Source organism: Microbacterium sp. NPDC056234, from assembly GCF_042267585.1.
GTDB lineage: Bacteria > Actinomycetota > Actinomycetes > Actinomycetales > Microbacteriaceae > Microbacterium.
Map to the genome: position 1 here is coordinate 371,208 of NZ_JBHJTE010000003.1, position 23,717 is coordinate 394,924.

Consider the following 23,717-nt stretch of genomic DNA (forward strand, 5'->3'; position numbering starts at 1 on the left):
GAACCGCGAAGGAGGAAAGCGCTTGATCGGATCGTTACCGCGGTGCTCGCGCCCCCTCACGCCAGACCTGCACACCCCATCCCCGCAGGAGGACGTCGTCGCCGATCTCGTACTCACCGTCGTCCAGAAGCGATGCCATGGAGCCTGCAACCCGCACGGTCCGGGCCTCGGGAGACCAATTGTGCACGATCCAGACCCGGCCCCGCTCGCCCACCAGCGAGTGCGCCGTGACGGTGTCCTGTCGTTCCTCGAGCGGCGACCCGACGTGCGATCGCCCGGCGATCTCGCCGACCAGGGCCTTCAAGGTGCCGCGATCCAGCAGCGTGCCGACGACGGTGATCGCCCCTTCTCCGACCGACCTATGCACAGCGGCCGCCCATCTGCCGAAGTGCGGATGCCGGTAACGCAGCAGCACCTCGGCATCCGGATCCGTGACGTCGAGCGCGTCCATCCAGCCGTGCGCCTGGCCCGAGATCGCACGGAGACGCGGCGCGGCCGCCTCGACCACGACGGGCGCGGCCAGCGCCGCGAACTCCCGGTATCGCACGCCGGCGAGCGCGCCGAGCACCGCGGGTGCCGACTCCTGGCGCATGCGCCCCTGGGCGTCCGCGTACCCGGTGCGAGGTCCCACGATGAGGCGGCCGCCGAGACGCGCGTACTCCGCGAGCGTCTCCAGGGTCCGATCGGATGCGGCGATGAGTCCCGCTGCGATCAGCACGGGAAAGCGGTCGAGCAGCTCGGATGCCGACGACAGCTGCCGCTCGTTCACGTAGCCGACCTGGAGGCCCGCGTCGATCGCCGCCCGTCCGAAGACTCCGACGATCCGGGCGTACGCCTTCCGATCCGGAGCGTCAGTGCCCGCAACAGCCAGCGGCGGCTCGAACGCCATCATCCACTCGCTGTCGTGCGCGTAGACGATGCCGACGTCGGCATCCGGCTCGGCATCCGCCAGCCATTCGGCTGCCTGCGCGAACTGCCTTCCGATGCCGGCGACCTCGTCGTGGATGCGGCCGGGCTCCAGATCGTGACCGAGCACACCGCCCCAGTGCACCTCATGCCCCGAGTGCAGGGTGTGCCAGTGCCAGTAGGACACGAGCCTGGCACCGCGCGCGGCGAGAAGCCACGCCGCCTGCGCGAGCTGACCGTCGTACGGCGGGCGCGTGAGCCAGGCGTTGCCGATCGACGCCGCACCGGTCTCGGTGACGAGGAACCCGCCGTGGGCCTCCGGTCGGTCGAATCCTGTGGCCCGCATCCGGTCGGCCATGAGGATGAGCTGCGGAACGTCGTCGGCGTACCATTGCCCGCCCGCACCCTCGACGGAGAGATCCAGCGCATCCTGTGCCAGGTAGTAGGCGTTGCCGCTGGCGATGTCCAGATGCGCGCCGACGGCGACATCGTCCATCGCCGGGCGCTGATAGGCGATGCAGGTCGTCAGGAAGGTGTCCTCGGCGACGAGCTCCCGCGCGATGCCGGCCTGCCACCCGATGAAATCCGCGGTGAGTTCGGCCTGGAATCGACGCCACGCGAGGTCGTACGCCGGCGTCGTGTTGCCGCCCGGTGCCCACAGCTCATCCCAGTCGGCGATGCGGTGCGACCAGTACGCCAGGCCCCACTCGCGGTTGAGGCTCTCGACATCGCCGTAGCGCTGCGCCACCCAGACGCGGAACCGCTCGACGACGTGGTCGTTGTGGATGAGATGGAGCCCGGCCTCGTTGTCCAGCTGCACCCCGACGATCGCGGGGTGCCGCCCGTGGCGATCCAGGATCGCGCGGATGACGCGCTCGGCGTATCCCCGGAACACCTCGGAGGTGTGGTCGACCTCCTGCCGCCCGCCCCACGGCACCGGGGCACCGTCCTTGCGCACCACGGCGAGCTCAGGATGCTTTCGCGCCAACCACGGCGGAATCGCGTAGGTGGGGGTTCCGAGGATCACGTCGATCCCGTGCGCGGACGCGCCGTCCAGCACGGGCGTCATCCAATCCAGGTCGAATTCGCCATCCCGCGGCTCCCACGTGGACCACACGGACTCTCCGACGCGGATGCAGGTGATCCCGGCATCCACCATCAGACGAAGGTCCGTCTCCAGGCGCGACGGATCCGGAAGGTACTCGTTGTAGTACGCGACCCCCAACCGGGGTCCGCCGCGCCAGGCTCGCAGTCGGTCGGTCGCCGCGGCCATCAGACCTCCACCCGTCGGATGCGCAGTGCGATCGCTTCGCCGACCGGCAGCGCGATCGGCGAGGATGCCCGATCGTAGGCGTCGTTGCGCTGCACGTCGTCGAGCGTGAAGCGCCGGTCGATCGTGGTGACGGTCATGTTCCAGGTGTCGATCAGGTCGACCTCGAAGACGTCGCCGGCCTCGGGCCGCTCACCGGGGACACCGATCGGCAGGCGGAAGTCCCACGTGGCGGGTGCGGATCGTCCGAGGTACTGGACGTACACCTGGCGCGGCACGCCGGCGACATGCGCCGGATCGTCCCACTTGTCGATCGGGTCCAGCCCAGGGCCGTCGACCTCCTCGAGGATGCCGCGGAGGAACGCCAGCCGCGCCGGCGACTCCCCCTGCAGCCGTCCGCCCTCGACCATGTGCAGACTGCCGGATGCCGTGAGGAAGCTCTCGCCGTGCGAGGCATAGCACCCCGCGACCGTGGTGATCCAGAACTGATCCACCAGTTCGCGCGCATCCAGGTTCCCCCACCGCTCCGGGATGTCGCCCTCGTACTTGATCTCGTCGAGGACGACCGGCTTGCCCCGTACGTCGCGGTACAGGTTCGCCCGACCGAAGTCGGTCGTGGCGGAGCCGTTCTGCACTGACGCGTGCGTGACCCACGGCTGACTGTTGTCGTACAGCTCGATCCAGTTGTGGATGGAGCGCAGGTGATCGTAGGGGTCGATCTCGGCGAGCAGCTCGCCGGTGCGGTCCCAGCGCTCATCCGGGCGCTCGAGCTGGTCGAACTCGTTGCACAGCGACCACCACACGTGCGGGTGGGCGGCGAGGCGCGCGACGAGATACCGCAGATAGACGGCGTCCTCTTCCTCGGTCAGTGCGTCGAGGCCGAAGTGCCCCCGGTCGTAGGCGTTGTAGATCAGGACGTCGGCCTGGATGCCGCGCTCGCCGAGCACTTCGACGGCCCGATCGAGACGCTGGAAGAACTCCGGGACGGGACGCGTGACATCCCAGCGCCCGCCGGCCTTCTCGAAGGGCATCAGTGTCGGCTCGTGCTCGACGTATCCCCCGCCCTGAGGGAAGACCATGAAGCGGAACTTGTTGAAACGTGCTTCGGCGATCGCGTCCACCGTCTGCGAGAACAGCGGTTCTTCCTGGTGCAGCCAGTTGTAGGCCGTCGCACCGACGGGGCGGAACGGCGTGCCGTCCGCGTGCGCGAAGTGGAAGCGGTGCGCCACCCGGACGGGCCCGTGGGCGGCGCCGCGCGTGACGGTGAAGGAGCCGGAGCCGACGTCCACCGATGTCCGGGCATCCACGACCTCCCACGTCCACTCGCCTTCCGCCGGAGGCGCGAAACGCGCGCGATACGTCGTCCCGCCGTCCCAGAATCCCGGAACCGTGACATCCTCGCGACCGACCTGCCGGAACCGGACGCCGAGCGGCGGGCGATCGCCGACGGGCAGCCCCTCGCTCCCCTCGAAGACGAGCTCGACAGGGAGATACAGCTCATGGGACATCGTCGTCATCCTCCGACACTAGGTGAAACCGAGCAACCAGTTGAAACGTTATCAAACTTGTGCATAATCTTGTTTCAGTGAATGCATATGCATGTTTGACGGATGGGACGCCATGCAGATCGAAGAGGCCATCGACCGCCGGGCGGTCGTCGCACGCCACCGCATCCGGCGCACCGGGATCGATGCCGAAGCACCGCTGAGCGTCGGCAACGGCGAGTTCGCCTTCACCGCGGACGCGACCGGCCTGCAGACCTTCGCCGACTGGCACAGCCGGGCCGCAGCGCGCGCCGCCGATCGCAGCGCGACTCCTCTCGGAACGCAGAGCCAGTGGGCCTTCCACTGGGCGCCTAACCCCGACGGAGTGACCATCGAGGACACGATGGAGCCGTTCGTGCGCCCCGACGGCACGACGGTGACGCACCCGACCGCCTACGACTGGCGTCTGACCGAGGCGGAAGCGCGGGCGCAGCAGCCCGCCGGCTATTACTACTGGGTGAACCCGCAGCGCCTGCATCTCGGCCGCCTCGCGTTCCGGATCGTGGACCCGACGACGGGGCGCGTCGTGGACGACCCAGAGCAGCTGGCCGACACGGAGCAGGTGCTCGACCTGTGGACGGGCACGCTCGACAGCGCCTTCTCGGTCGGCGGGAGACGGACCAGCACCACGACCGCCGTTCACCCCACTCGCGATCTGCTCGCCGTCTCGGCGCGTTCGGAGCTCTTCGCCGCTCGCGCCGCGACGGTGCGACTCTCCTTCGCGACCATCCAGGACACCTGGGAGGCGGACGAGGACTGGTCGAGGCCGGACGCGCATGAGAGCGTGGTCACGGTTCTCCCTGATGGCACCATCGAGATCTCGCGGCGCGTGGATGACGCGTCCTATTCGGTGCGGCTGCGCGCCCGGGGTTGCAGGGTCGAGACGCCGGAGCCGCACGTCGTCGAGCTCGTACCCGAGACCGACCGGATCGAACTCGTCGTCGAGTTCACCCCGTCGCGCTCGACCACGCCGCTGCCGTCAGCGCAGGAGGTCTTCGACGCCGCCGCCGCGCACTGGGAATCGCACTGGACGGCCGGCGCCTTCATCGATCTCGACGGATCGACCGACCCGCGTGCCACGGAACTCGAGCGGCGCATCATCCTGTCGCAGTACCTGACGGCCATCCAGTGCGCCGGCTCTGTGCCTCCCCAGGAGAGCGGACTCGTGTGCAACTCCTGGGGTGGGACCTTCCATCTCGAGATGCACTGGTGGCACGCCGCGCACTTCGCCCTGTGGGGGCGGCCCGCGCTGCTCGAGCGCAGCCTCGCGTGGTACCGCGAGATCCTGCCCACCGCCCGAGCGAACGCCGCTCGATCGGGCTACCCGGGAGCGCGCTGGCCCAAGCACGTCGGCCCGGAGGGGATCGAGAGCCCCAACGAGATCGGTCCGCTCCTGGCCTGGCAGCAACCCCATCCGATCTCCTACGCCGAGCTCGTCTACCGCGCCAACGGCGACGATCCTCGAGTGCTCGAGCGGTACGCGGAACTCGTCGACGAGACGGCCGAGTTCCTGGCCGCCCTGCTCTGGTGGGACGACGGGACGGCGCACCTGGCTCCCCCGATCATGCCCGCCCAGGAACGCTACGATGCGGCGACGACATGGGACCCGACGTTCGAACTCGCATACATGTGGTGGGGACTCACCACGGCATCCGAGTGGCGGCGCAGGCGGGGCGCGGACGTACCGCCCCACTGGCAGCGCGCCATCGACGCGATCGCGCCGCTGCCGGTCTCCGCGGACGGCCGCTATGAGGCCGTCCGCGGCGAGACCGCGCTGGCCGACCATCCCTCCCTCCTCGGCGCCTTCGGCTTCGTGCCCCCGACGCCGCTCGTCGACCCGGCGACCATGTCGCGCACGCTCGACATGGTGCTCGACGAGTGGGACTGGAACGCGACCTGGGGCTGGGACTACCCGCTGATCGCGATGTGCGCAACGCGGCTCGACCGTCTCGACGTCGCTTTCGACTCCCTGCTGCGCCCGCTGCCGCGCAATCGCCACCTGTCGAACGGACACAACTTCCAGGTCCCCAATCGGCTCCCGCTGTACCTCCCCGGAAACGGCGGCCTGCTCGCGGCTGTCGCGATGCTCGCGTCCGACGACGACGGGCGGCCTCACGCCGAGTTGCCCCAGGGATGGCGGATGCGCGTCGAGGGCTTCCCCGCCCGCCCGGGGAGAGTCGTTGCGCCGGTGGAACGACCATGACCGCATCGTCCGATCCTCTCGCCCGTCTTCGTCCCACCGTCAAGGAGAGCGAGCTCGTCTTCGCGCCGTCCCTGCACCCCGGCGACTGGCGCAGCCACGGGGTCGACTGTCCGTTCCCGTTCCGCGCGGACGGCCGCCTCGGCATGACCGTCGTCGGATGGGACGGTCGCGGGTACCAGACCGGGTTGGCCTGGCATGACGGCGAGCGATGGTCCGAGCCGGAGCTGATTTTCCGGCGCGACCCCGACTCACCGCACCGCCGGCACAACGCCGCGCTCACCTGCCTGCTGCGCGATCCAGAGCTCTTCGGAACGGGCGAGCTCCAGCAGATCGACGGCTGGTACTACGGCACCTTCCACGCCTACCCCGAGGCGGGTTATGAGGAGGGATCGGCCGTGATCGGGTTCGCCCGCAGCCGGGATCTCGTGCATTGGGAGGAGACCGGCGGCCTCCTGCGCCCCGAGGACGGGGGTTCGTGGGAGCGCGGAGGGCTGTACAAGTCCTGGCTGATGAAGCACGACGGTCGGTTCTGGCTGTTCTACAACGCCAAGGACAGGCCGACGGGAGCGTGGGTCGAGCAGACCGGTGCCGCGGTCTCGGACGACCTCGTCACGTGGACCAGGATCTCGGATGGCCCGCTGCTCCCGGTCGGCGCCCCGGGCGCCCCGGACGATCGCTTCGCCTCGGATCCGTGCGTGCTGCGGATCGACGATGAGCGCTGGGCGATGTTCTACTTCGGACTGCGCTCCGCCGGGCACGCCGTCGACCTCGTCGCCACCTCACCGGATCTCCTGCACTGGACCAAGGATCCCGTCCCGCTGATCGAACCGGGCGCACCGGGCTCGATCGACGACTGGCACGCACACAAACCGGGCGTCATCCGCACCGCCGACCGGCTGGAGCACTACTACTGCGCCGTGCAGCGGCTTGCCGACCCCGTGCAGATCGGTGCGGATCTCCGCCGTGAGATGCGCGGGATCGCACTCGCCTGGTCGCCGCTCACCAGTTGAGGAGTCAGGCGCGCAGGAATCCCTGCGTGCTTCTCCGCGGAACGAGGATCGGCTCGAGTTCGCGATGCAGCTCGGCCGGCGAACGCTCCTGGATCGTCTCGAAGAGCGCGTCGACCACGATCTCACCGACATCACGATGTCGGCGGCTGACGCTGGTCAGGGGGATCAGGGATGCTTCGGCGAACTCGTTGTCGTCGTATCCGATCAGGGCCAGGTCCTCCGGGACGCGGACGCCGCGTCCGACCAGTTCCTGGAGGATGCCGAGAGCCAGCAGGTCATTGACGGCGAAGACGCCGTCCGGCCGCTCCTCCGCGGACATCGCGGCGATCATCGCACCGGCCTTCCGGCCCGCTGCGACCGACCGTTCGGTCACCACGACCTCGCGCAGTCCGATGCCGTGCGCGTTCGCCACGGCATCCGCTCCGGCCCGACGAGCCGCCACCTGCACGATCCCGGCCGGACCGCCGACGAAAGCGATCCTGCGGCATCCGGCATCCCAGAGGTGTTCGACGGCCTGACGCCCGCCCGAGAACTCGTCGACGGAGACGGAGGGCTGCTCGGCCGAACTCGCGCGCTGCCCGACGAGGACGGACGGGGTGCCCCGTCTGCGCAGCAGCGCCAGTCGTTCCTCGACCGGATGATGCGAGGCGACCAGCAGGCCGCGGACGTGGTGCTGGGCGAAGGCGTCCAGGTAGGCGTCCTCCTGCCGCGGATCCTCCTGCGCGTCGGCGATGAAGACCGACAGCCCGAGCTCGGTCGCTCTCGCCTGCACACTGGTGGCGATCTCGCCGAAGTGCGGGTTGCCGATGTCGGATGCCAGGTAGCCGATCACCGAGCTGACGCCCATGCGCAGCTGGCGAGCCGCATTGCTGGGCACGAATCCGACGGCGTCGATGGCCTCGGCGACGCGCTTCGCCATCGCCTCGGACAGCCGCTCCGGGTGGTTCAGGAAGTTCGAGATGGTGCCGATGGAGACACCGGCGTGCGCCGCGACCTCTCGGATCCCCGCTGGTGTCATGAGCGCCAATCATAGGCGGCGCGGAATCCGAGCCGCTCCCGGATCCGGCGCGTCGACATGAGCGACTCGAACTCTCCGAGGTCGTCTGCGACGGGCGTGCCGGGGAACCAGCGTCCGGCCAGCTCACGAGACGGCGTCGCGCATCCCGATTCCGGGGCGGCGACGTTGTAGACCTCGAAACCGGGCTGCGCTGCCGCGAGCGCCAGTGCCACCGCGAGAGCGCCATCACGCGCATCGATCCATGAACCGAGCAGGTCGCGACGGTAGCCCGCCTCGCCGGCGCGTTCGAATGTCGCGTACTCGTCCTCGGCCACCACGTTGGTGAAGCGCAGGGCGGTGATCGAGGCATCCGGATGCCAGCCGGCCAGCTGCGCGGCGATCGCCTCCTCCGCCACTTTGGCCAACCCGTACGTGTTGTTCGCGCTCGTGTACGTCTCCTCGACGGGAAGCGACGGCGGGGACTCGTGGAACGGAAAGCCCATCGCAGTGATGCTCGAGGCCAGCACGATCCGGCGGATGCCGACACGGTGCGCGGCGAAGAGGGCGTTGAACGACACCGTCATGTTGTTCTGGAACGTCGCCGCGTCCGGCACCAGTCCGTTCACCGGGATCGCGGCCAGGTGGACGAGCGCGTCGAGTCCGTCGTGCCGGGCGGTGACCGATCCGAACGCATCCAGCACCTGCCCGAAGTCGCTGAGATCCACGCGGGTGAATCCGGGCCCCGCTGTGCCGGAGAGATCGAATCCGACCACATCGTGCCCGTCGGCGCGCAGTCGTTCGACTGTCGCCCTGCCGAGCTTGCCGCCGCTTCCCGTGACGCCGATCCGCATGCCGTGCCTCTCTGGTGATGGCTCCGTCCCGCTGACTTGAAACGTTTCGAAATGGATGCCACACTCACTGTACACGCACCCTCTGGAGGACCGGAATGGCCGTCATCGTCGACGCACCCCGCATCGAGCACCACCGCGCACCGCTGGGCATCGGGGAGCGGATGCCGCGGCTCTCCTGGCGCATCACCACCGCACCGGACGGGTGGCGTCAGACCGCGTACCGGGTCGACCTCGTACGCGAGGGCGCCCGTCGTTCATACGAGGTCGACAGCGCCGAGCAGGTGCTGGTGGACTGGCCGGCGCCAGAGCTCGGATCGCGCGAGATCGCGACGGTCCGGGTGGCGGTCCGCGGAGCGGACGGCGCATGGTCGGAGGCATCCGAACCCACGACGCTGGAGACAGGGCTGCTCGCGCCGGAGGACTGGGTGGCCCGCCCCGTGGGCGCGACGCGCAACGAGAACCCGCACTCCGACGAACGGCGTCCTTCGCTCGTGCGCACCGGATTCCGGGTGCGCGACGGCCTCCTTCGCGCGCGTCTTTATGCGACGGCGCACGGGGTGTACGAGGCGGAGATCAACGGCGCCCGCGTCGGCGACGACGCTCTCTCCCCCGGGTGGACGGTGTACGGCACCCGGCTGCGGTACTACACGTATGACGTCGGCGCGCTGCTGTCGCCCGGCGAGAACGCGATCGGCGCCTGGCTCGGGGATGGCTGGTATCGCGGCCGGCTGGGTTGGCGCGGCGGCTTCCGCAACGTCTACGGCACGGACCAGTCGTTCCTGGGCCAGCTCGAGCTCACCTACTCCGATGGTTCGCGCGAGATCGTGGCGACCGACGGCACGTGGCGCTGCGCGCCCAGCCCGATCATCGCCAGCGGTCTGTACGACGGCGAAGACTACGACGCACGCGAGGAGCAGGCCGGCTGGTCCGCCCCCGGTTTCGACGATTCCGGCTGGGAAGGCGTGCAGGAGCGCCACCGCGACCCCGCCACCCTCGTCGCCCCGACGGCGCCACCGGTGCGGGCCACGCAGGAGCTTCTGCCGATCGAGGTGCTCACGGGGCCGAGCGGATCCCGCATCCTCGACTTCGGTCAGAACCTCGTCGGCCGAGTGCGGATCAGGGTGTCCGGCGACGCCGGCGCGACCGTCGCCCTGCGCACCGCAGAGGTCCTGCAGGACGGCGAGATCTACACCCGCCCGTTGCGCGCGGCACGCTCGACCGACAACTACACCCTCGCCGGCCGAGACGTCGAGGAGTGGGAACCGCGCTTCACCTTCCACGGTTTCCGCTATGTCGAGGTCACGGGCTGGCCCGGCGACCTGGACGCGGATGCCGAGGCCGGCGCCCTCGTCGCACGCGTCCACCACACCGACCTCGAGCGCACAGGCTGGTTCGAGTCGTCGGATCCGGCGCTGAACCGTCTGCACGAGAACGTCGTGTGGGGAATGCGCGGCAATTTCGTCGACATCCCCACGGACTGCCCGCAGCGCGACGAGCGCGTCGGCTGGACCGGTGACATCCAGGTGTTCGGGCCGACAGCCGCGACGCTCTTCGACGTCTCGGGGATGCTCTCGGGCTGGCTCGAGGACGTCGCGATCGAGCAGCTTCCCGATGGCACCGTGCCCTGGTACGTGCCGGTGATCCCCGCCGTCGACAAGTGGACGCCGATCCGACCAGGCGCCGCCTGGGGCGACGTCGCGACACTTCTTCCCTGGACGCTTTACGAACGATTCGGCGACGTCGGCGTGCTGCGCGCGCAGTTCGACAGCGCTCACCGCTGGGTCGACCTGCTCGAGCGCCTGGCCGGTTCGTCGCGGCTGTGGGACACGGGTTTCCAGCTCGGCGACTGGCTCGATCCTGCTGCCCCTCCGGAGGACCCCGCCGATGCCCTCACCGATCGCCATCTCGTCGCGACGGCGTACTTCGCGAAGTCGGCGCGCACCGTCGCACGGATGGCGGATGTGCTCGGGCTGGAAGCCGAGCGCGTCCACTACGACACGCTCGCCGACGAGGTCACCGACGCGTTCACGGCAGCGTATGTCACCGCCGACGGCACCATGACCAGCGATGCGCAGACCGCGTACGCGCTCGGGCTGCGCTTCGACCTCATCACCGACCCCGCGCTTCGCGATGCCGCGGCGACCCGCCTCGCTCACCTCGTGCACGAGGCGGGCAACCGCATCGCGACCGGGTTCGTCGGCACCCCCCTGGTGTCCGACGCGCTCAGCGGCGGCGGCCAGCTGGATGCCGCATACGATCTGCTGCTCGAGCGCGAGTGCCCGTCCTGGCTCTACCAGGTGGAACAGGGCGCGACGACGGTGTGGGAGCGCTGGGACTCGCTGCTGCCGGATGGCACGGTGAACCCCGGGCAGATGACATCCTTCAATCACTATGCGCTGGGTGCGGTGGCCGACTGGATGCATCGCGTCATCGCCGGTCTCGCGCCCGAGACCCCCGGCTACCGCCGCATCCGTTTCGCGCCCCGTCCCGGCGGCGGGCTCACCTCGGCATCCGCCCGTCAGATCACGGCGTACGGTGAGGCATCCGTCGGTTGGCGGATCGATGGGGGCCGGCTGCACGTCGAACTGCGGGTTCCGATCGGCGCGGATGCCGTGATCGATCTGCCGGGCGCGGAGCAGGAGATCGTCGGAGCGGGTGTGCACATGCGCACGATCGTCGTCGCCTGAGTCGGCCCGGGCTGCGCAGGAGTCGGCACTGGCGCCGCGTGGCCGGAGTGAATATCCTTTCGTTAGCGAATCCGCAATCGGCTCGCTACGATCGGAGTCCTCGTGTCCCTACCCCGCTACACCCGCCCCGCCGACGGCCAGGTCCGCCTGCTCACGAAGGTCGCGCGGATGTACCACGAACGCGGCATCCGGCAGGCAGACATCGCCACCGCCCTCAATATCTCACAGGCCAAGGTCTCGCGGCTGCTGAAACGAGCCGAGGCGGTCGGCATCGTCCGCACGATCGTGACGGTCGCTCCCGGCGTTCACGCCGAACTCGAAGAGCGCCTCGAAGAGCGGTACGGCCTCTCCGAAGCGGTCGTCGTCGATGTCGCCCCCGACGCGGACGAGCGAGAGCTGCTCGCTTCGCTGGGCGCCGGAGCCGCGGCGTATCTGGAGGCGACGCTGTCCGGCGCCGACCGGATCGGCGTCTCCTCGTGGAGCCAGACGATCCTCGCGATGGTCGACCGGATGCGCCCTTTCACGGTTCGAGGTGCGACCGAGGTCGTGCAACTCCTCGGCGGCGTCGGCGCACCCGAAGCCCAGAGCCACTCGAACCGCATTCTCGGAGAGCTCGCTCGCACCCTCGGTGCGGAACCCGTCTACGTGCAGGCACCGGGGGTCGTGGCCGACGCCGGGATCCGCGACAGCCTGCTGTCGGATCCCTCCATGCAGGAGGTCAGCCGGCACTGGAACGAGCTCACGATGGCGATCATGGGGATCGGCAGCATCGAGCCGTCGGACGTGCTCGCCACGAGCGGCAACGCCTTCGCCGCCGAGGAGCGAGAGGTTCTGCTCGGGCAGGGTGCCGTCGGCGACATCTGCCACCGCATCTTCCGCTCCGACGGCTCGCGCGTCCTCGGCGCTCTCGACGACCGCATCATCGCGATCACCGTCGAGAACCTGCTCCGCATCCCCCGCCGCGTCGGCATCGCCGGTGGGGAGCGCAAGCTCGAGGCGATCCACGGAGCACTGGCGGGCGACTGGGTGACGACCCTCGTCACCGACCTGCGCACGGCCGAGGCGCTCGCGGAGCGCTGATGTGGGAAGGGCCGGTTCGAACGGCCCGGCCCCGGTGACATGGCGAAGGCCTCCCGTCGTGAAGCTGTCTGACTTCTCGACGGGAGGCCTTCACCGTTGAACTCCTACTTCGACGCGTCCCACGCCGTCTGGTAGATCTCGAGGTAGCGGTCGCTGCCGTTCGAGACGAGGGCGTCCTGGAACGTCTGCCAGTCGGCGTCGCTCTCGATGTCGCGCACACCGGTCACGAACTCGGCACTGGCCTGCTGCACGAGGGACTCGATGTTCGTCTGCACGGTCGACAGCTCGGAGGAATCGGCCTCGGGGATCCAGAGATTCCAATACGGGAACGCCTCGGTCGGGCTGTTCGCCGCGTAGGGCTCAGTGGCCTCGAACAGGCGTCGTTCGTACCCGGCGAGATCGTAGATGTCCTCCGACACCACCTGTGCGCCGCGGAACTCCGTGCTTCCGTAGTACTGCGCCAGCGGCCCCCAGGCCACGTTGGCGTTCTGCGTCGCCTCGGCACCACTCAGCCGGTGACGCAGATACAAGGGCTCGAGCGACTCGTCCAGCGCGACATCCCCCGCGGCGGGCCGGTCCCACGCGACGCCCTCCTCGCCCCATTCGGCACGAAGGTGGTTGTCGTAGTCGATCATCCAGTCGACGATCTTCACGAGGTTCGCGGCATCCTCGTCGCTCGCGTTGTTCGTGATGACGAGCGATGCCCCCGGCACCGAAGAGAGCAGCTCAGAAGCCGACGAGCCGTTCGGTCCGGTCAGCGGCGGGACCGGATCGTACTGCTTGTCACGACCATCCTCCTGCCCGATCGTCACGAAGACACCGGGATGCCCGACCGTCGCCGCCCCGAGAATCGGGGCGCCGGCGACGTCCCCGAGAGCGAGGAGCGCGTCCTGATTCTGCGTGAACGCGGACTCGTCGACGAGGCCCTCCTCATAGAGCGAGTTCACGAAGCGCAGCCCGTCACGCCATCCGTCGGAGGTCGGCTGCAGCGTCACGGTGTCGCCGTCCAGGGCGAGGGACGCGGGGATGGAGGCATCGGTCGTGGCCGCCGGCACGTAGACGAACGGGTTCATCAGGTAGGGCAGCACCGAGTTCGCTCCCGGTGTGCCGGACAGCGGCACCTCATCGGCCTGACCGTTGCCGTTGGGATCCTGGTCGCGGAAGGCGGTCAGCACCGCTCGGAGCTCGTCGGGTGTCGTCGGCTGCTCCATGCCCACGGCATCCAGCCACGCCGAGTTCATCCAGAGCTTCGACGGGTATGTGCAGTGGAAGCAGTCGTTCCACTGGGGCAGCCCCCAGACCTTGCCGTCCGGGGAGGTGGCCAGCTGCTCCCATTCAGGGTTCTCCTCCCACGCCTTGACCAGGTTGGGAGCGTTCTCCTCGAGAAGGTCGTTCAGCGGCTGGATCACACCCTGTTTGCCGAACTTGATCAGCTCCGCCTGGGTGAACTGATCGACCCACGGGATCATCAGGAACGCATCGGGGTAGTTCCCGCTGGCCAGCGCGATCTGGCGGGCCTCGGATGCGGACCCTGCGTCCCACGTCGTCGTCTCGAACTGCAGGTCGACGTCGAACTCCTCCTCGAGGAAGAGCGTGAACTCGTTCGTGTTGAGATCCGAATCCGCGCCCTGCGGACTGAAGATCTTGATCACTCCGTCGTCGGCCGGCTTCTCCGCCTGCGGCGCGCACGCGCCCAGCGTCAGGGCGAGACCGCCGGCGGCGATCGCCGCCACGGTTCGGGTGAAGCGTTTCATGTGTTGCCTCTCTTCATCGTGAGGTGGGAGCCGCCAGGACCGGGCGTCCTGGCGGCCGGGTATGGATCAGCCCTTCACGGCGCCCAGGAGCAGTCCCTTGGTGAAATAGCGCGCCACGAACGGATAGATGAGCATCATCGGGACCGTCGAGACCACGATGAGCGAGTACTTGAGAAGGTTCGCCAGTTGCTGTCTCTCCAGCGCCGAGGTCGCATCGCCACCCGCGTCGTTGTTGAGGATCAGAATGTTGCGGAGCACCAGCTGCAGCGGATACAGACTGTCGTCGCGGAGGTAGATCAGAGCATCGAAGTAGGAATTCCACTGCACGATCGCGTACATCAGCGCGATGACGGCGATCATCGGTCCCGAGAGCGGCAGGACCACCTTCCAGAGGGTGCGGAGGTCACTCGCACCATCGATCTCGGCAGCCTCCCGCAGCTCATCGGGGATCGCCGTACGGAAGTAGGTGATGGCGAGGATCGTCGGCCACACGGCGACCGCGTTGGGGATCAGCATCGCCCATCGCGTGTCGAGCATCCCCATCGACTGCACCACGAGATAGGTCGGGATCAACCCGCCGGCGAAGAGCATCGTGAACACGACGGCGCCGGTGAGCACCTTGCGCCCCACGAAATCGACCCGCGAGAGCGGATAGGCGATCATCACGGTGAGGGCGACGCTGATGGCGGTGCCGACGACCGTGTAATACAGCGAGTTGCCGAAGCCCTTGAGGATCTGCGGGCTGCTCAACGCCACCTCGTACCCGCGCAGCGTGAAATCGACCGGCCAGAGGAACACCTCTCCGGCCGACACCGCGGCAGGACTGCTGAACGAACTCACGACGATGAACCACAACGGCAGCAGTACGACGAGCAGGAAGGTCGTGAGGAGGATGTAGACGCCGACGAGGAAGAATCGGTCCACCGTGGATTCGCGCACCTTGGTCGATCGACCGAGGTTGCGTTGAGCCATCTTCGCGTTGTTCACCACAGTCCGTTCCCCGTCACACGCTTGGACACGGCGTTCACCCCGAGCAGGAGCACAAGATTGATCACCGAGTTGAACAGCCCGACGGCCGTTCCGAGGCTGAAGTCGGCGTTCTGGATGCCGATCTTGTAGGTGTAGGTGGCGATGATCTCCGACTGCGAGAGATTGAGAGGATTCTGCAGCAGGAACGCCTTCTCGAAGCCGACGACCATGATGCTGCCGACCGACAGGATCAGCACGACGACGATCGTCGGCGTGATGCTCGGCAGGTCGACGTGCCAGATCTTCTGAAGCCGATTGGCTCCGTCGACCTTGGCCGCCTCGTAGAGAGCCGGGTCGACGCCGGCGAGCGCCGCCATGTAGATGACGGCCGAGTAACCGGCGGTCTGCCAGACCTCGCTCCACACGTACACGTGCCGGAAGAAGTCCGGCTGAGCCAGGTAGTCGACCGCGGGCAGGCCGAAGAATCCGGTGACCGTGCTCAGCATCCCGATCCGCGGCGAGAGGATGAGGATCGCCATCGAGACGATGATCACGGTGGAGATGAAGTACGGCGCATACGTCACCATCTGGACCGTGCGCTTGAAGAAGCGTCCGCGGACCTCGTTCAATGCGAGCGCCAGGATGATCGGGATCGGAAGGCTCGCGATCAGGGCGTAGAGACTCAGCAGGAATGTGTTGCTGACGATCGTGCCGAACGCCGGGTTGGAGAAGAGCCGCTCGAAATGCTCGAAGCCGGCCCAGGCACTGCCCCAGATGCCCTCGATGACGTTGTAGTCCTTGAACGCGATGACCGCGTTCGCCATCGGCACGTACTTGAACAGCGCGAAGTACAGCAGTGGCGGGATCACGAGCAGGTACAGCTGCCAGTGCCGCCGGATGGACCTTCGCAGCCTTCCGGGCCGACGCCGCGACGTCTTCCGTCCGGCGCGTCCGGCTGACGAGGATGCCGTCGCAGGCCCCTCCGCCTTTCGCACACGCGCCTTGGGCGCTTCGACGTCGATCTGCACCACCGCTGAACACTCCTTGTCGATGAGCTCGGCCCATGGCGCCTACCGATGCCGCCGCAGGAGCGGGGATGCGCTGAGACCTCGTCGTCCGAAAAATCGATTGTCTGGATCCTAGCCATCGAATCAACGCGGATGCAACCCCGAGTAAATATTCGGCGCGTGTTCGCTTCATTACCAATGCCGCAAAATCTCGGCCACTCGAAATGTTGCGCTATCTCCCGGTCAACCGTCTAAGGTGTCCTTGATCAGTAAAACGATTACCTGAGGTGAGGATGTTGTCAGAGTTGTCATCCCCGATGCATGCGCTCGAGTTCACGAGCCCGGCCGCTGAGTGGGTCGAGGCGCTGCCCATCGGCAATGGCCGGCTGGGCGCCATGGTCTACGGTCGCGAGGAGCACGAGCTGATCTGGCTCAGCGAAGGCTCCGTCTGGTCGGGGCCTGGACGGCGACCAGATCCCCACCCCGTCAGTTCCGAGACCGCGCGAGCCGCGATCTCGACATCGCGAGCGGCCATCGCCGCGGGCGACCACGTGGCGGCAGAAGACGCCCTGCGCCTGCTGCAGCACTCGTACCCGCAGTCGTTCCAGCCGCTCGCCCGGTTGCGCCGCACGACAGGGGCCCCGGCACCCGACCCTTCGCCTCAGGACGACGTCGTCCCCGAGAACGATCGCCCGCTCGAACCCCACGACCCGATCCAGCGCTCCACCGACTACGCGCGAGGGCTGGATCTGCGCACCGCGGTCGCCTGGACCCGCGGCTCCGAGGTGACCCAGCAGGCGTTCGTGAGCGATCCGCATCAGGTCCTCGTCATCGAGATCTCCGCGGCACAGCGTCCGGTGTCCTTCGTGCTCGATTCCCCGCTGCGCGTCGAGCAGGCCGAAGCCGCCGAGTCGGAGGCGTGGGCGGTGCTCCGCGCGCCCGATGACGTCGTGCCCGCCTACCAGCGGGTACCCGATCCCGTCCGGTGGACCGCTGAGCCCCGAGGAGTGCAGGCAGCGGTCGTCATCCGTGCGGTCGGCGACACCGTGCGCACCCGCTCCACCCCCGAGGGCGTCGTCGTCGAGGTCGACGGCGACACGACGCTGATCGTCGCGGTGCAGACCACGTTCGCGCAGCTGGGGCACGACCCGGAACCGGATGCCGCGGACGCCCTCGTCCGTGCCAGAAGGCTGTGCCGGGATGCCGCAGCCATCGGCATCGGGCGGCTGCGCGACGAGCACGCCGCCGCGCACGCCGAGCTCTACGACCGCGCGGAACTGCGGCTCGGGCCGGCGCGGGAGCGCGGCGCGATCGGAGCGGACGCGGACGCCCTCGTCGACGCGGCCGCCACGGGGTTCGCCGATGCGCCGGAACTGGTCGCCCTCCTGTTCAACTACGGTCGTTATCTGCTGATCTCGAGTTCGCGGCCGGGCGGAACCCCTGCGAATCTGCAGGGCCTGTGGAACCAGCAGATGCAGCCGCCGTGGAGCTCGGACTTCACGATGAACATCAACCTCGAGATGAACTACTGGCTCGCCGAGACCACTGGCCTGGCCGAGTGCGCTGAGCCCCTGTTCGATCTCGTCGCGGCGCTGTCCGAGCGCGGGCGCGAACCTGCCGAGCGCATCTACGGATCGTCCGGCTGGGTGGCGCACCATGCGAGCGACATCTGGGCCTTCGCGGATCCGATGGGCGACGGAACCCATGACCCTGCGTGGGCGTTCTGGCCCTTCGCCGGCGTCTGGCTGAGCTCCCACCTGATCGACCGGGTCACCTTCACCCGCGACGAGGACGCCGCCCGCCGGTTCTGGCCCATCCTGACGGGCGCGGCCCGGTTCGTCCTGGACTGGCTCGAACCGCGCCCCGACGGCTCGCTCGGCACCTCGCCATCGACGTCGCCCGAGAACAGGTTCGTGGCACCGGATGGATCGATCTCGTCCGTGGCCGCGGACTCCACGATGGACCTCGAGCTGTCCCGCCATCTGCTGCGTTCGCTGCTGCGGGTCGCCGACGACTACGGACTGCGTCCCGAATCCGCAGAGCTGTGCGCGGAGGCGGAAGCCGCGTTGCCGCTGATCCCCGAGATCGGCGTCGACGACGACGGGCTGCTGCGCGAATGGGACGGCCTCGACAGGATGCACGATCCGCGCCATCGCCACATCGCGCACCTGGTCGGTGTGCATCCGACCGATGCCCCGCCATCACCCCGCGTGGCGGAAGCGGCGAGCCGAAGCCTGGATGCCCGCGGCGACGAGGGCACCGGCTGGTCACTCGCCTGGAAGCTGGCGATGCGCGCCCGCCTGCACGAGCCGGCGGCCGTGGGCCGCCTGCTCGACCTGTTCGTCCGCCGCAACATCGAGATCGAACCCGGGCCCGGTGGCGGGCGCTGGCGAGGGGGCCTCTACCGCAACCTGTTCTCGGCCCATCCGCCATTCCAGATCGACGGCAACCTCGGCATCGTGGCGTCGCTCGTCGAATGCCTCGTGCAGTCGCACGCCGGCTGCATCGAGCTGCTGCCTGCCCTGCCGCCAGGGCTTGCGGACGGCGACGTCCGAGGCCTGCGTGCACGCGGCGGGATCGTCGTGGATCTGCGATGGAGCGCTGGCGCGCTGACGGAGGTCACGTTCACACCACTGCCCCGGTGCGTCGAGAGCGTGCGTGTGGTGCACGGCTCCCGAGAGCGGGTCCTCGACCTCGTTCCGGGGCGCCCCGTGCGCCTCACCATCGCCGACTTCTCCCAGGAGCACGCATCATGACCACCGCGCAGCAGGGGCCGCTCCGTCCGTTGGACGGATTCCTGGTCCTCGACTTCAGCCAGTTCCTCGCCGGCCCCGTGGCGGCTCTGCGCCTCGCAGACCTCGGCGCACGCGTGATCAAGATCGAGCGCCCGCTGATCGGTGACATCGGTCGAGGACTGGCGTTCGCCGGCGCGCGTGCGGGCGCGGACACGGTCTCCTTCCACGCCATGAACCGGGGCAAGCAGAGCGTGGCGGCCGACCTCAAGGACCCTGATGACCTCGCGTTCGTTCGTCGGTTGGCCGAGCAGGCGGACGTGGTCGTGGAGAACTTCCGCCCCGGGGTGATGAAGCGGCTCGGGCTGGACTACGACACCGTCAGGGCCACCAATCCCGGTGTGGTCTACGGCTCGATCACCGGATACGGAGACGATGGGCCGTGGCGCGATCGCCCGGGTCAGGACCTTCTGGCGCAGTCGATCGCCGCCCTGCCGTGGGTGCAGGCGGATCCCGAGCCCCGTCCCGTCGGAATCGCCATCGCCGACCATCTCGCTTCCTGCCATCTCGCCCACGGCATCACGGCCCTGCTGCTGAGGCGGCTGCGCACCGGCATCGGCGGTCAGGTGCAGACCTCGCTCCTCGAGGCGATGCTCGACCTGCAGTTCGAGATGCTCTCGGTCCGGCTCACGGAACCGGATGCCGTCGGCAAGCAGCATCCGCGGGGCCCGCACAGCGCGCACACGTATCTGCCCGCGCCGTACGGTGTCTATCCGACGGCGGACGGCTACCTGTCGATCGCGATGAACCCGGTGCCGCGACTGGGCGCTCTGCTGCAGATCCCCGAGCTCGTGCAGCTCACCGATCCCGCGACCTGGTGGGATCAGCGCAGTCGCATCGAGACGTTGATCGCCGACCGGCTCCGCACGCGCAGCACGGCGAGCTGGCTCACCGTGCTCGACGCCGCCGACATCTGGTGCGCTCCCCTGCACACCGTGGACGAGCTGGTCGAGCACGACGGCTTCCGAGCGATAGACATGGTCCAGACGCTCGAACGCGAGGAAAGCGACGGCGCACGCACCACGGTGACGACGACTCGCCTTCCGTTCCGTCTGGACGGCGAGCGCCTCTGGGGCACCGGCGCGGCCCCCGTACTCGGTGCGGACACCGAGAGGGTCCGCACCGAACTGGCCCCCGCGAGGGAGCCGGTCGGCGGGGGCATCTCGTGACCGTCCGATTGCGCGGTATCACCTGGGACCACGAGCGCGGTCGGGACAGCATCGTCGCGGCCTCCCGCGCCTACGCGGATGCCGGACATGACGTCGACGTGGAGTGGGAGGCGCGTTCCCTGCAGGCCTTCGCCGACCAGGACCTGGAATCCCTGACGCGCTCGTACGACCTCCTCGTCATCGACCACCCGCACATCCCGCAGGCCGCGCACGCCGGGCTGCTCGCTCCGCTTCCGGATGGCGAAGGCCCGGACGCCTTCGTCGGCCGCTCCGATGCGAGCTACCGCTGGCAGGGCGCGCAGTACGCCCTCGCCATAGACGCCGCAGCACAGGTGGCGGCGTACCGGCCCGATCTGCTTGCCGAGCCACCGCGCACGTGGCCGGACGTCCTCGACCTGGCGCGCGACGGTCGCGTGCTCTGGCCGGCCAAGCCGATCGACGCGTTCGCGTCCGTCTTCACACTGTCGTCCGCCCTGCAGGACGCGGATGCCGGTCGGGGCGGGTTCGCCGCCCCGGACGCATTCACGCAGGCCTGGGAACTGCTCGGCCGGCTGCGCGACCTCGTCCCCGCCGAATGCCTCCACGAGAACCCGATCCAGACCGCGGACCGTCTGGCCGCATCGAACCGCTGGGCGTATGCGCCGTTGCTGTACGGCTACAGCAACTATGCGAGGGCGGGCTTCCGCGAGCACCGGCTGCGCTGGACCGACATTCCACAGATCGACGGCCAGCCGCGCGGCTCGATGCTCGGCGGTGCCGGCCTGGCCGTCTCGGCCCGCACGGCGCACCGCGATGAGGCGATCGCGTTCGCCTCCTGGGTCGCCACGGGGGAGGTGCAGCGCGGAGTGTATGCGCGGGCCGGCGGGCAGCCGGGCCATGTGTCCGCCTGGACGGATGCCGCGCTCGACGAGCTGACCGGAGGGTTCTTCGCCGGCACGCGCCGCACCCTCGAGCTGGCGAGCCTGCGCCCGCAGCATCCCGACTACATGGCGGTACAGGATGCCGCGTGCGAGCGGGTGCACCGAGGGCTGCTGACTCGCGAACCGGCACCCGACGTGCTCGCGGATCTGGATCTGCTGTTCGAATCCTCAGGAGCGGTACATGCTCGTCATTGATCGATACCTCGAGGACTACGCCACCGGCGAGGTCCGACGCACCCTCGGGCGCACCATCACCGAGACCGATGTCGTCCTGCACGCCGGGCAGACCGGCGACTTCTTCCCGCATCACATGGATGAGAACTGGTGCGTGAACGAGGCCGGTTTGGCCGGACGCATCGCGCACGGCACGCTGGTCATCGCGATCGCCGTCGGGATGACCGCCGGCGACGTGAATCCGCAGGCGATGAGCTACGGCTACGACCGGATCCGGTTCGTCAAACCGGTCTTCCTCGGCGACACCATTACCGTGGAGGCGGAGATCACCACGATCGCCGATCATCCACGCCGTTCCGAGCTCGGCCGGGTGGATGAGCAGGTGAGGGTCACCAACCAGCACGGCGAGGTCGTCCTGTCGCTCGTGCATCTGTACGTCGTCAACAAGCGAGGTGAAGGCGGATGATCGACACGCATCTGCACGTCTGGGTCCGTGCTCGCTCGTCGTATCGCTGGCTCGACGATGCGCCGGAACCGCTGCGCACCGACCATCCCCTGGAGCAGGGCCTCGCGGCGGTGGCCGCGCACGGGTTCGATCGTGCCGTGCTCGTCCAGGCCGACGAGACGCTCGAGGAGACGCGGTTCCTACTCGAGCTGACCGCTTCCGAATCCCGCGTCGCCGGCGCCGTCTGCTATCTGCCGCTGGAGGAGCCGTCGATCGTCGCGCACCTCCTCCCCCAGCTGACGACCGACCCCGGCTTCATCGGCGTGCGCAATCTCACCCACGATCGGCCAGACCCGGATTGGATCCTCGGCGCTGACCAGCGACGCAGCCTCGATCAGCTCGCGGCCGCCGGGGTTCCGCTCGACTACGTCTCCGTCGCGCCTCGCCACCTTGAGAATCTGAGCATGCTCGCGAGCCGGCATCCTGACCTGACCATCGTGCTCGACCACCTGGGCAAACCGCCGGTCGGGTCTCCTGCCGATCACGACCGCTGGGCCGACCGGTTCGCAGAGGCCGCTTCGCTGCCGAACGTCGTCGCGAAGATCTCCGGGATCTATCCGACCGATACGGATGCCTCCGTCACGGCCGACCGACTGCAGACGATCCTGGCCATCGCGCTCGCCTCGTTCGGACCGGATCGGCTGATGCTCGGCAGCGATTGGCCCATGGGCACCGTCGCCGGCGGGACCGATTCCGCGCTGAGCGCGCTCGTCGCCGCTGTCGACGCCCTCGACCCCGATCATGCGGACGCGCTGCGGCAGCGGACTGCCATCCGCGTGTACGGGTTGGCACCGTGATGCGTCCCGAGCACTCCCCCGACGCGGCCTATGCTGCCGGACCGCCCAGCCGTCCGCTGCCGATCGTCCTGATCGGCGCCGGCGGGATCGCCCGTGACGCGCACCTTCCGGCCTACCGGAAGGCAGGTCTGCCGGTCGCAGCGGTCGTGGACCTCGATTCCGGCCGTGCGCGTGATCTCGCCGACGCGTTCGACGTGCCGACCACGCATGCGGACCTCGCGGCTGCCGTCACGGCCCACGGCAGGGAGGCCGTCTACGACGTGGCCGTCATGCCCGACGCCTTCGCCGCCATCCTGCACGCGCTCCCCGACGGCGCTGCCGTGCAACTGCAGAAGCCCCTGGGATACACGCTTGCGCAGGCGCGCGACCTGGTCGAGATCATCCGCCGCAAGAGGCTCACGGCTTCGGTGAACACGCAGCTGCGGTTTGCTCCGCACGTCGCGGCGGCGCGCGCTCTGATCGCCGGGGGCACCATCGGGGAGCTCATCGACATCGAGGTCCTGGTGAGAGTCGAGACGCGGTGGGAGCTGTTCCCGCGCGTGTTCGGGCTCGAGCGCATGGAGATGCCGATGCATTCGGTGCACTACGTGGACCTCGTGCGCTCCTTCGTCGGGGATCCGAGCGGGGTCAGCGCTGTCACAGTGGCCCACCCCGGCAAACCGCTGGCCAGCACGCGGACGGGGTATCTGCTCCACTACGCCGACCGGCCGTTGCGTGTCACGATCAGCACCAACCACGACCACGCGTTCGGTCCGGAGCATCAGGAGTCCGCCGTCCTCTGGCACGGCACGGACGGCGCCATCCGCGCCCAGCTGGGGCTGCTGCTGGACTACCCGCACGGCGGTGCGGATCGGCTCGAGCTCAGCACCGGCGACGGCTGGCGGGACGTCGCCGTCGAGGGAACATGGTTCCCCGACGCGTTCATCGGGACCATGGGCGCGCTTCAGCGCTACGTCACCGGCGAATCGAGTTCGCTGCCGACCTCCGCGGAAGACGTGCTGCGCACGATGGCCGTGCTGGAAGCGGCGCACGAGGCGAGTCGATCCGGCGGTCATCCGATTCCGGAGCCCTGATGCCGGCTC

The 23,717-nt window shown here is 68.8% G+C and carries 17 protein-coding genes; 10 read left to right on the forward strand and 7 right to left on the reverse strand.

Annotation, left to right across the window (positions count from 1 at the left end):
• Window positions 1–34: 34 nt before the first annotated feature.
• Complete coding sequence (locus ACFCYE_RS11190) at window positions 35–2,179, reverse strand: beta-galactosidase (protein ID WP_376178726.1); 2,145 nt, start codon at window positions 2,177–2,179, stop codon at window positions 35–37.
• On the reverse strand, window positions 2,179–3,693 hold the full coding sequence (locus ACFCYE_RS11195; protein WP_376178728.1) for a DUF4038 domain-containing protein: 1,515 nt from the start codon (window positions 3,691–3,693) through the stop codon (window positions 2,179–2,181). Before ACFCYE_RS11195 ends, ACFCYE_RS11190 begins: the two co-directional genes overlap by 1 nt.
• A gap of 82 nt (window positions 3,694–3,775) precedes the next feature.
• On the opposite strand from ACFCYE_RS11195, the gene ACFCYE_RS11200 reads away from it, so the two are divergent.
• Complete coding sequence (locus ACFCYE_RS11200; RefSeq protein ID WP_376178729.1) at window positions 3,776–5,923, forward strand: hypothetical protein; 2,148 nt, start codon at window positions 3,776–3,778, stop codon at window positions 5,921–5,923.
• Window positions 5,920–6,933 carry a hypothetical protein gene (locus tag ACFCYE_RS11205; protein WP_376178731.1) on the forward strand — a complete coding sequence of 338 codons (1,014 nt, stop codon included), beginning with the start codon at window positions 5,920–5,922 and terminating at the stop codon, window positions 6,931–6,933. Before ACFCYE_RS11200 ends, ACFCYE_RS11205 begins: the two co-directional genes overlap by 4 nt.
• 4 nt (window positions 6,934–6,937) lie before the next feature.
• Here ACFCYE_RS11205 and ACFCYE_RS11210 read toward each other — a convergent pair whose 3' ends face one another.
• Window positions 6,938–7,951 carry a LacI family DNA-binding transcriptional regulator gene (locus ACFCYE_RS11210; protein WP_376178733.1) on the reverse strand — a complete coding sequence of 338 codons (1,014 nt, stop codon included), beginning with the start codon at window positions 7,949–7,951 and terminating at the stop codon, window positions 6,938–6,940.
• Window positions 7,948–8,781 carry an NAD-dependent epimerase/dehydratase family protein gene (locus ACFCYE_RS11215; RefSeq protein WP_376178734.1) on the reverse strand — a complete coding sequence of 278 codons (834 nt, stop codon included), beginning with the start codon at window positions 8,779–8,781 and terminating at the stop codon, window positions 7,948–7,950. Before ACFCYE_RS11215 ends, ACFCYE_RS11210 begins: the two co-directional genes overlap by 4 nt.
• 95 nt (window positions 8,782–8,876) lie before the next feature.
• Between ACFCYE_RS11215 and ACFCYE_RS11220 the strand changes: the two genes are divergently transcribed.
• Window positions 8,877–11,468, forward strand: coding sequence for a family 78 glycoside hydrolase catalytic domain (locus tag ACFCYE_RS11220; protein WP_376178736.1), 2,592 nt, complete (start codon window positions 8,877–8,879; stop codon window positions 11,466–11,468).
• A 102-nt stretch (window positions 11,469–11,570) separates the two neighbouring features.
• Window positions 11,571–12,548, forward strand: coding sequence for a sugar-binding transcriptional regulator (locus ACFCYE_RS11225; protein WP_376178738.1), 978 nt, complete (start codon window positions 11,571–11,573; stop codon window positions 12,546–12,548).
• Between the two features lie 104 nt (window positions 12,549–12,652).
• On the opposite strand, the gene ACFCYE_RS11230 is transcribed toward ACFCYE_RS11225, so the two are convergent.
• The 3 genes from ACFCYE_RS11230 to ACFCYE_RS11240 form a co-directional block, all read right to left on the reverse strand.
• Window positions 12,653–14,302: an extracellular solute-binding protein gene (locus ACFCYE_RS11230; protein WP_376178739.1), complete on the reverse strand. Its 1,650-nt coding sequence runs from the start codon at window positions 14,300–14,302 to the stop codon at window positions 12,653–12,655.
• Window positions 14,303–14,368: 66 nt separating this feature from the next.
• Window positions 14,369–15,274 carry a carbohydrate ABC transporter permease gene (locus tag ACFCYE_RS11235; protein ID WP_376178740.1) on the reverse strand — a complete coding sequence of 302 codons (906 nt, stop codon included), beginning with the start codon at window positions 15,272–15,274 and terminating at the stop codon, window positions 14,369–14,371.
• An 11-nt stretch (window positions 15,275–15,285) separates the two neighbouring features.
• Window positions 15,286–16,302: an ABC transporter permease gene (locus ACFCYE_RS11240; protein WP_376178741.1), complete on the reverse strand. Its 1,017-nt coding sequence runs from the start codon at window positions 16,300–16,302 to the stop codon at window positions 15,286–15,288.
• Between the two features lie 293 nt (window positions 16,303–16,595).
• On the opposite strand from ACFCYE_RS11240, the gene ACFCYE_RS11245 reads away from it, so the two are divergent.
• From ACFCYE_RS11245 to ACFCYE_RS11270, 6 genes are read left to right on the forward strand one after another with little or no spacing between them, the layout of a single operon-like run.
• Window positions 16,596–19,034 (forward strand): glycoside hydrolase N-terminal domain-containing protein, encoded by a 2,439-nt coding sequence (locus tag ACFCYE_RS11245; protein WP_376178742.1) that lies wholly within the window; start codon window positions 16,596–16,598, stop codon window positions 19,032–19,034.
• Window positions 19,031–20,239, forward strand: a complete 1,209-nt coding sequence (locus ACFCYE_RS11250; RefSeq protein WP_376178743.1) for a CaiB/BaiF CoA transferase family protein — start codon at window positions 19,031–19,033, stop codon at window positions 20,237–20,239. The genes ACFCYE_RS11245 and ACFCYE_RS11250 overlap by 4 nt, the downstream gene beginning before the upstream one ends.
• The gene (locus tag ACFCYE_RS11255; protein ID WP_376178744.1) at window positions 20,236–21,354 is read left to right on the forward strand and encodes an extracellular solute-binding protein; all 1,119 of its coding nucleotides are present in this window, start codon (window positions 20,236–20,238) and stop codon (window positions 21,352–21,354) included. The genes ACFCYE_RS11250 and ACFCYE_RS11255 overlap by 4 nt, the downstream gene beginning before the upstream one ends.
• Window positions 21,341–21,799 (forward strand): MaoC family dehydratase, encoded by a 459-nt coding sequence (locus ACFCYE_RS11260; protein ID WP_376178745.1) that lies wholly within the window; start codon window positions 21,341–21,343, stop codon window positions 21,797–21,799. The genes ACFCYE_RS11255 and ACFCYE_RS11260 overlap by 14 nt, the downstream gene beginning before the upstream one ends.
• Complete coding sequence (locus ACFCYE_RS11265; protein ID WP_376178746.1) at window positions 21,796–22,635, forward strand: amidohydrolase family protein; 840 nt, start codon at window positions 21,796–21,798, stop codon at window positions 22,633–22,635. The genes ACFCYE_RS11260 and ACFCYE_RS11265 overlap by 4 nt, the downstream gene beginning before the upstream one ends.
• A complete protein-coding gene (locus ACFCYE_RS11270; RefSeq protein WP_376178998.1) occupies window positions 22,635–23,708 on the forward strand; it encodes a Gfo/Idh/MocA family protein in 1,074 nt (357 codons plus the stop codon). The genes ACFCYE_RS11265 and ACFCYE_RS11270 overlap by 1 nt, the downstream gene beginning before the upstream one ends.
• The last annotated feature ends 9 nt before the right edge of the window (window positions 23,709–23,717 follow it).

Bases quoted from the DNA above. Each gene is read 5' to 3' on its own strand.
- ACFCYE_RS11215 (WP_376178734.1), bottom strand. From the start codon at position 8,781: ATGCGGATCGGCGTCACGGGAAGCGGCGGCAAGCTCGGCAGGGCGACA.
- ACFCYE_RS11245 (WP_376178742.1), top strand. From the start codon at position 16,596: ATGCATGCGCTCGAGTTCACGAGCCCGGCCGCTGAGTGGGTCGAGGCG.
- ACFCYE_RS11270 (WP_376178998.1), top strand. From the start codon at position 22,635: ATGCGTCCCGAGCACTCCCCCGACGCGGCCTATGCTGCCGGACCGCCC.
- ACFCYE_RS11210 (WP_376178733.1), bottom strand. From the start codon at position 7,951: ATGACACCAGCGGGGATCCGAGAGGTCGCGGCGCACGCCGGTGTCTCC.
- ACFCYE_RS11230 (WP_376178739.1), bottom strand. From the start codon at position 14,302: ATGAAACGCTTCACCCGAACCGTGGCGGCGATCGCCGCCGGCGGTCTC.
- ACFCYE_RS11250 (WP_376178743.1), top strand. From the start codon at position 19,031: ATGACCACCGCGCAGCAGGGGCCGCTCCGTCCGTTGGACGGATTCCTG.
- ACFCYE_RS11265 (WP_376178746.1), top strand. From the start codon at position 21,796: ATGATCGACACGCATCTGCACGTCTGGGTCCGTGCTCGCTCGTCGTAT.
- ACFCYE_RS11205 (WP_376178731.1), top strand. From the start codon at position 5,920: ATGACCGCATCGTCCGATCCTCTCGCCCGTCTTCGTCCCACCGTCAAG.
- ACFCYE_RS11190 (WP_376178726.1), bottom strand. From the start codon at position 2,179: ATGGCCGCGGCGACCGACCGACTGCGAGCCTGGCGCGGCGGACCCCGG.
- ACFCYE_RS11260 (WP_376178745.1), top strand. From the start codon at position 21,341: ATGCTCGTCATTGATCGATACCTCGAGGACTACGCCACCGGCGAGGTC.
- ACFCYE_RS11200 (WP_376178729.1), top strand. From the start codon at position 3,776: ATGTTTGACGGATGGGACGCCATGCAGATCGAAGAGGCCATCGACCGC.
- ACFCYE_RS11195 (WP_376178728.1), bottom strand. From the start codon at position 3,693: ATGACGACGATGTCCCATGAGCTGTATCTCCCTGTCGAGCTCGTCTTC.
- ACFCYE_RS11220 (WP_376178736.1), top strand. From the start codon at position 8,877: ATGGCCGTCATCGTCGACGCACCCCGCATCGAGCACCACCGCGCACCG.
- ACFCYE_RS11235 (WP_376178740.1), bottom strand. From the start codon at position 15,274: ATGGCTCAACGCAACCTCGGTCGATCGACCAAGGTGCGCGAATCCACG.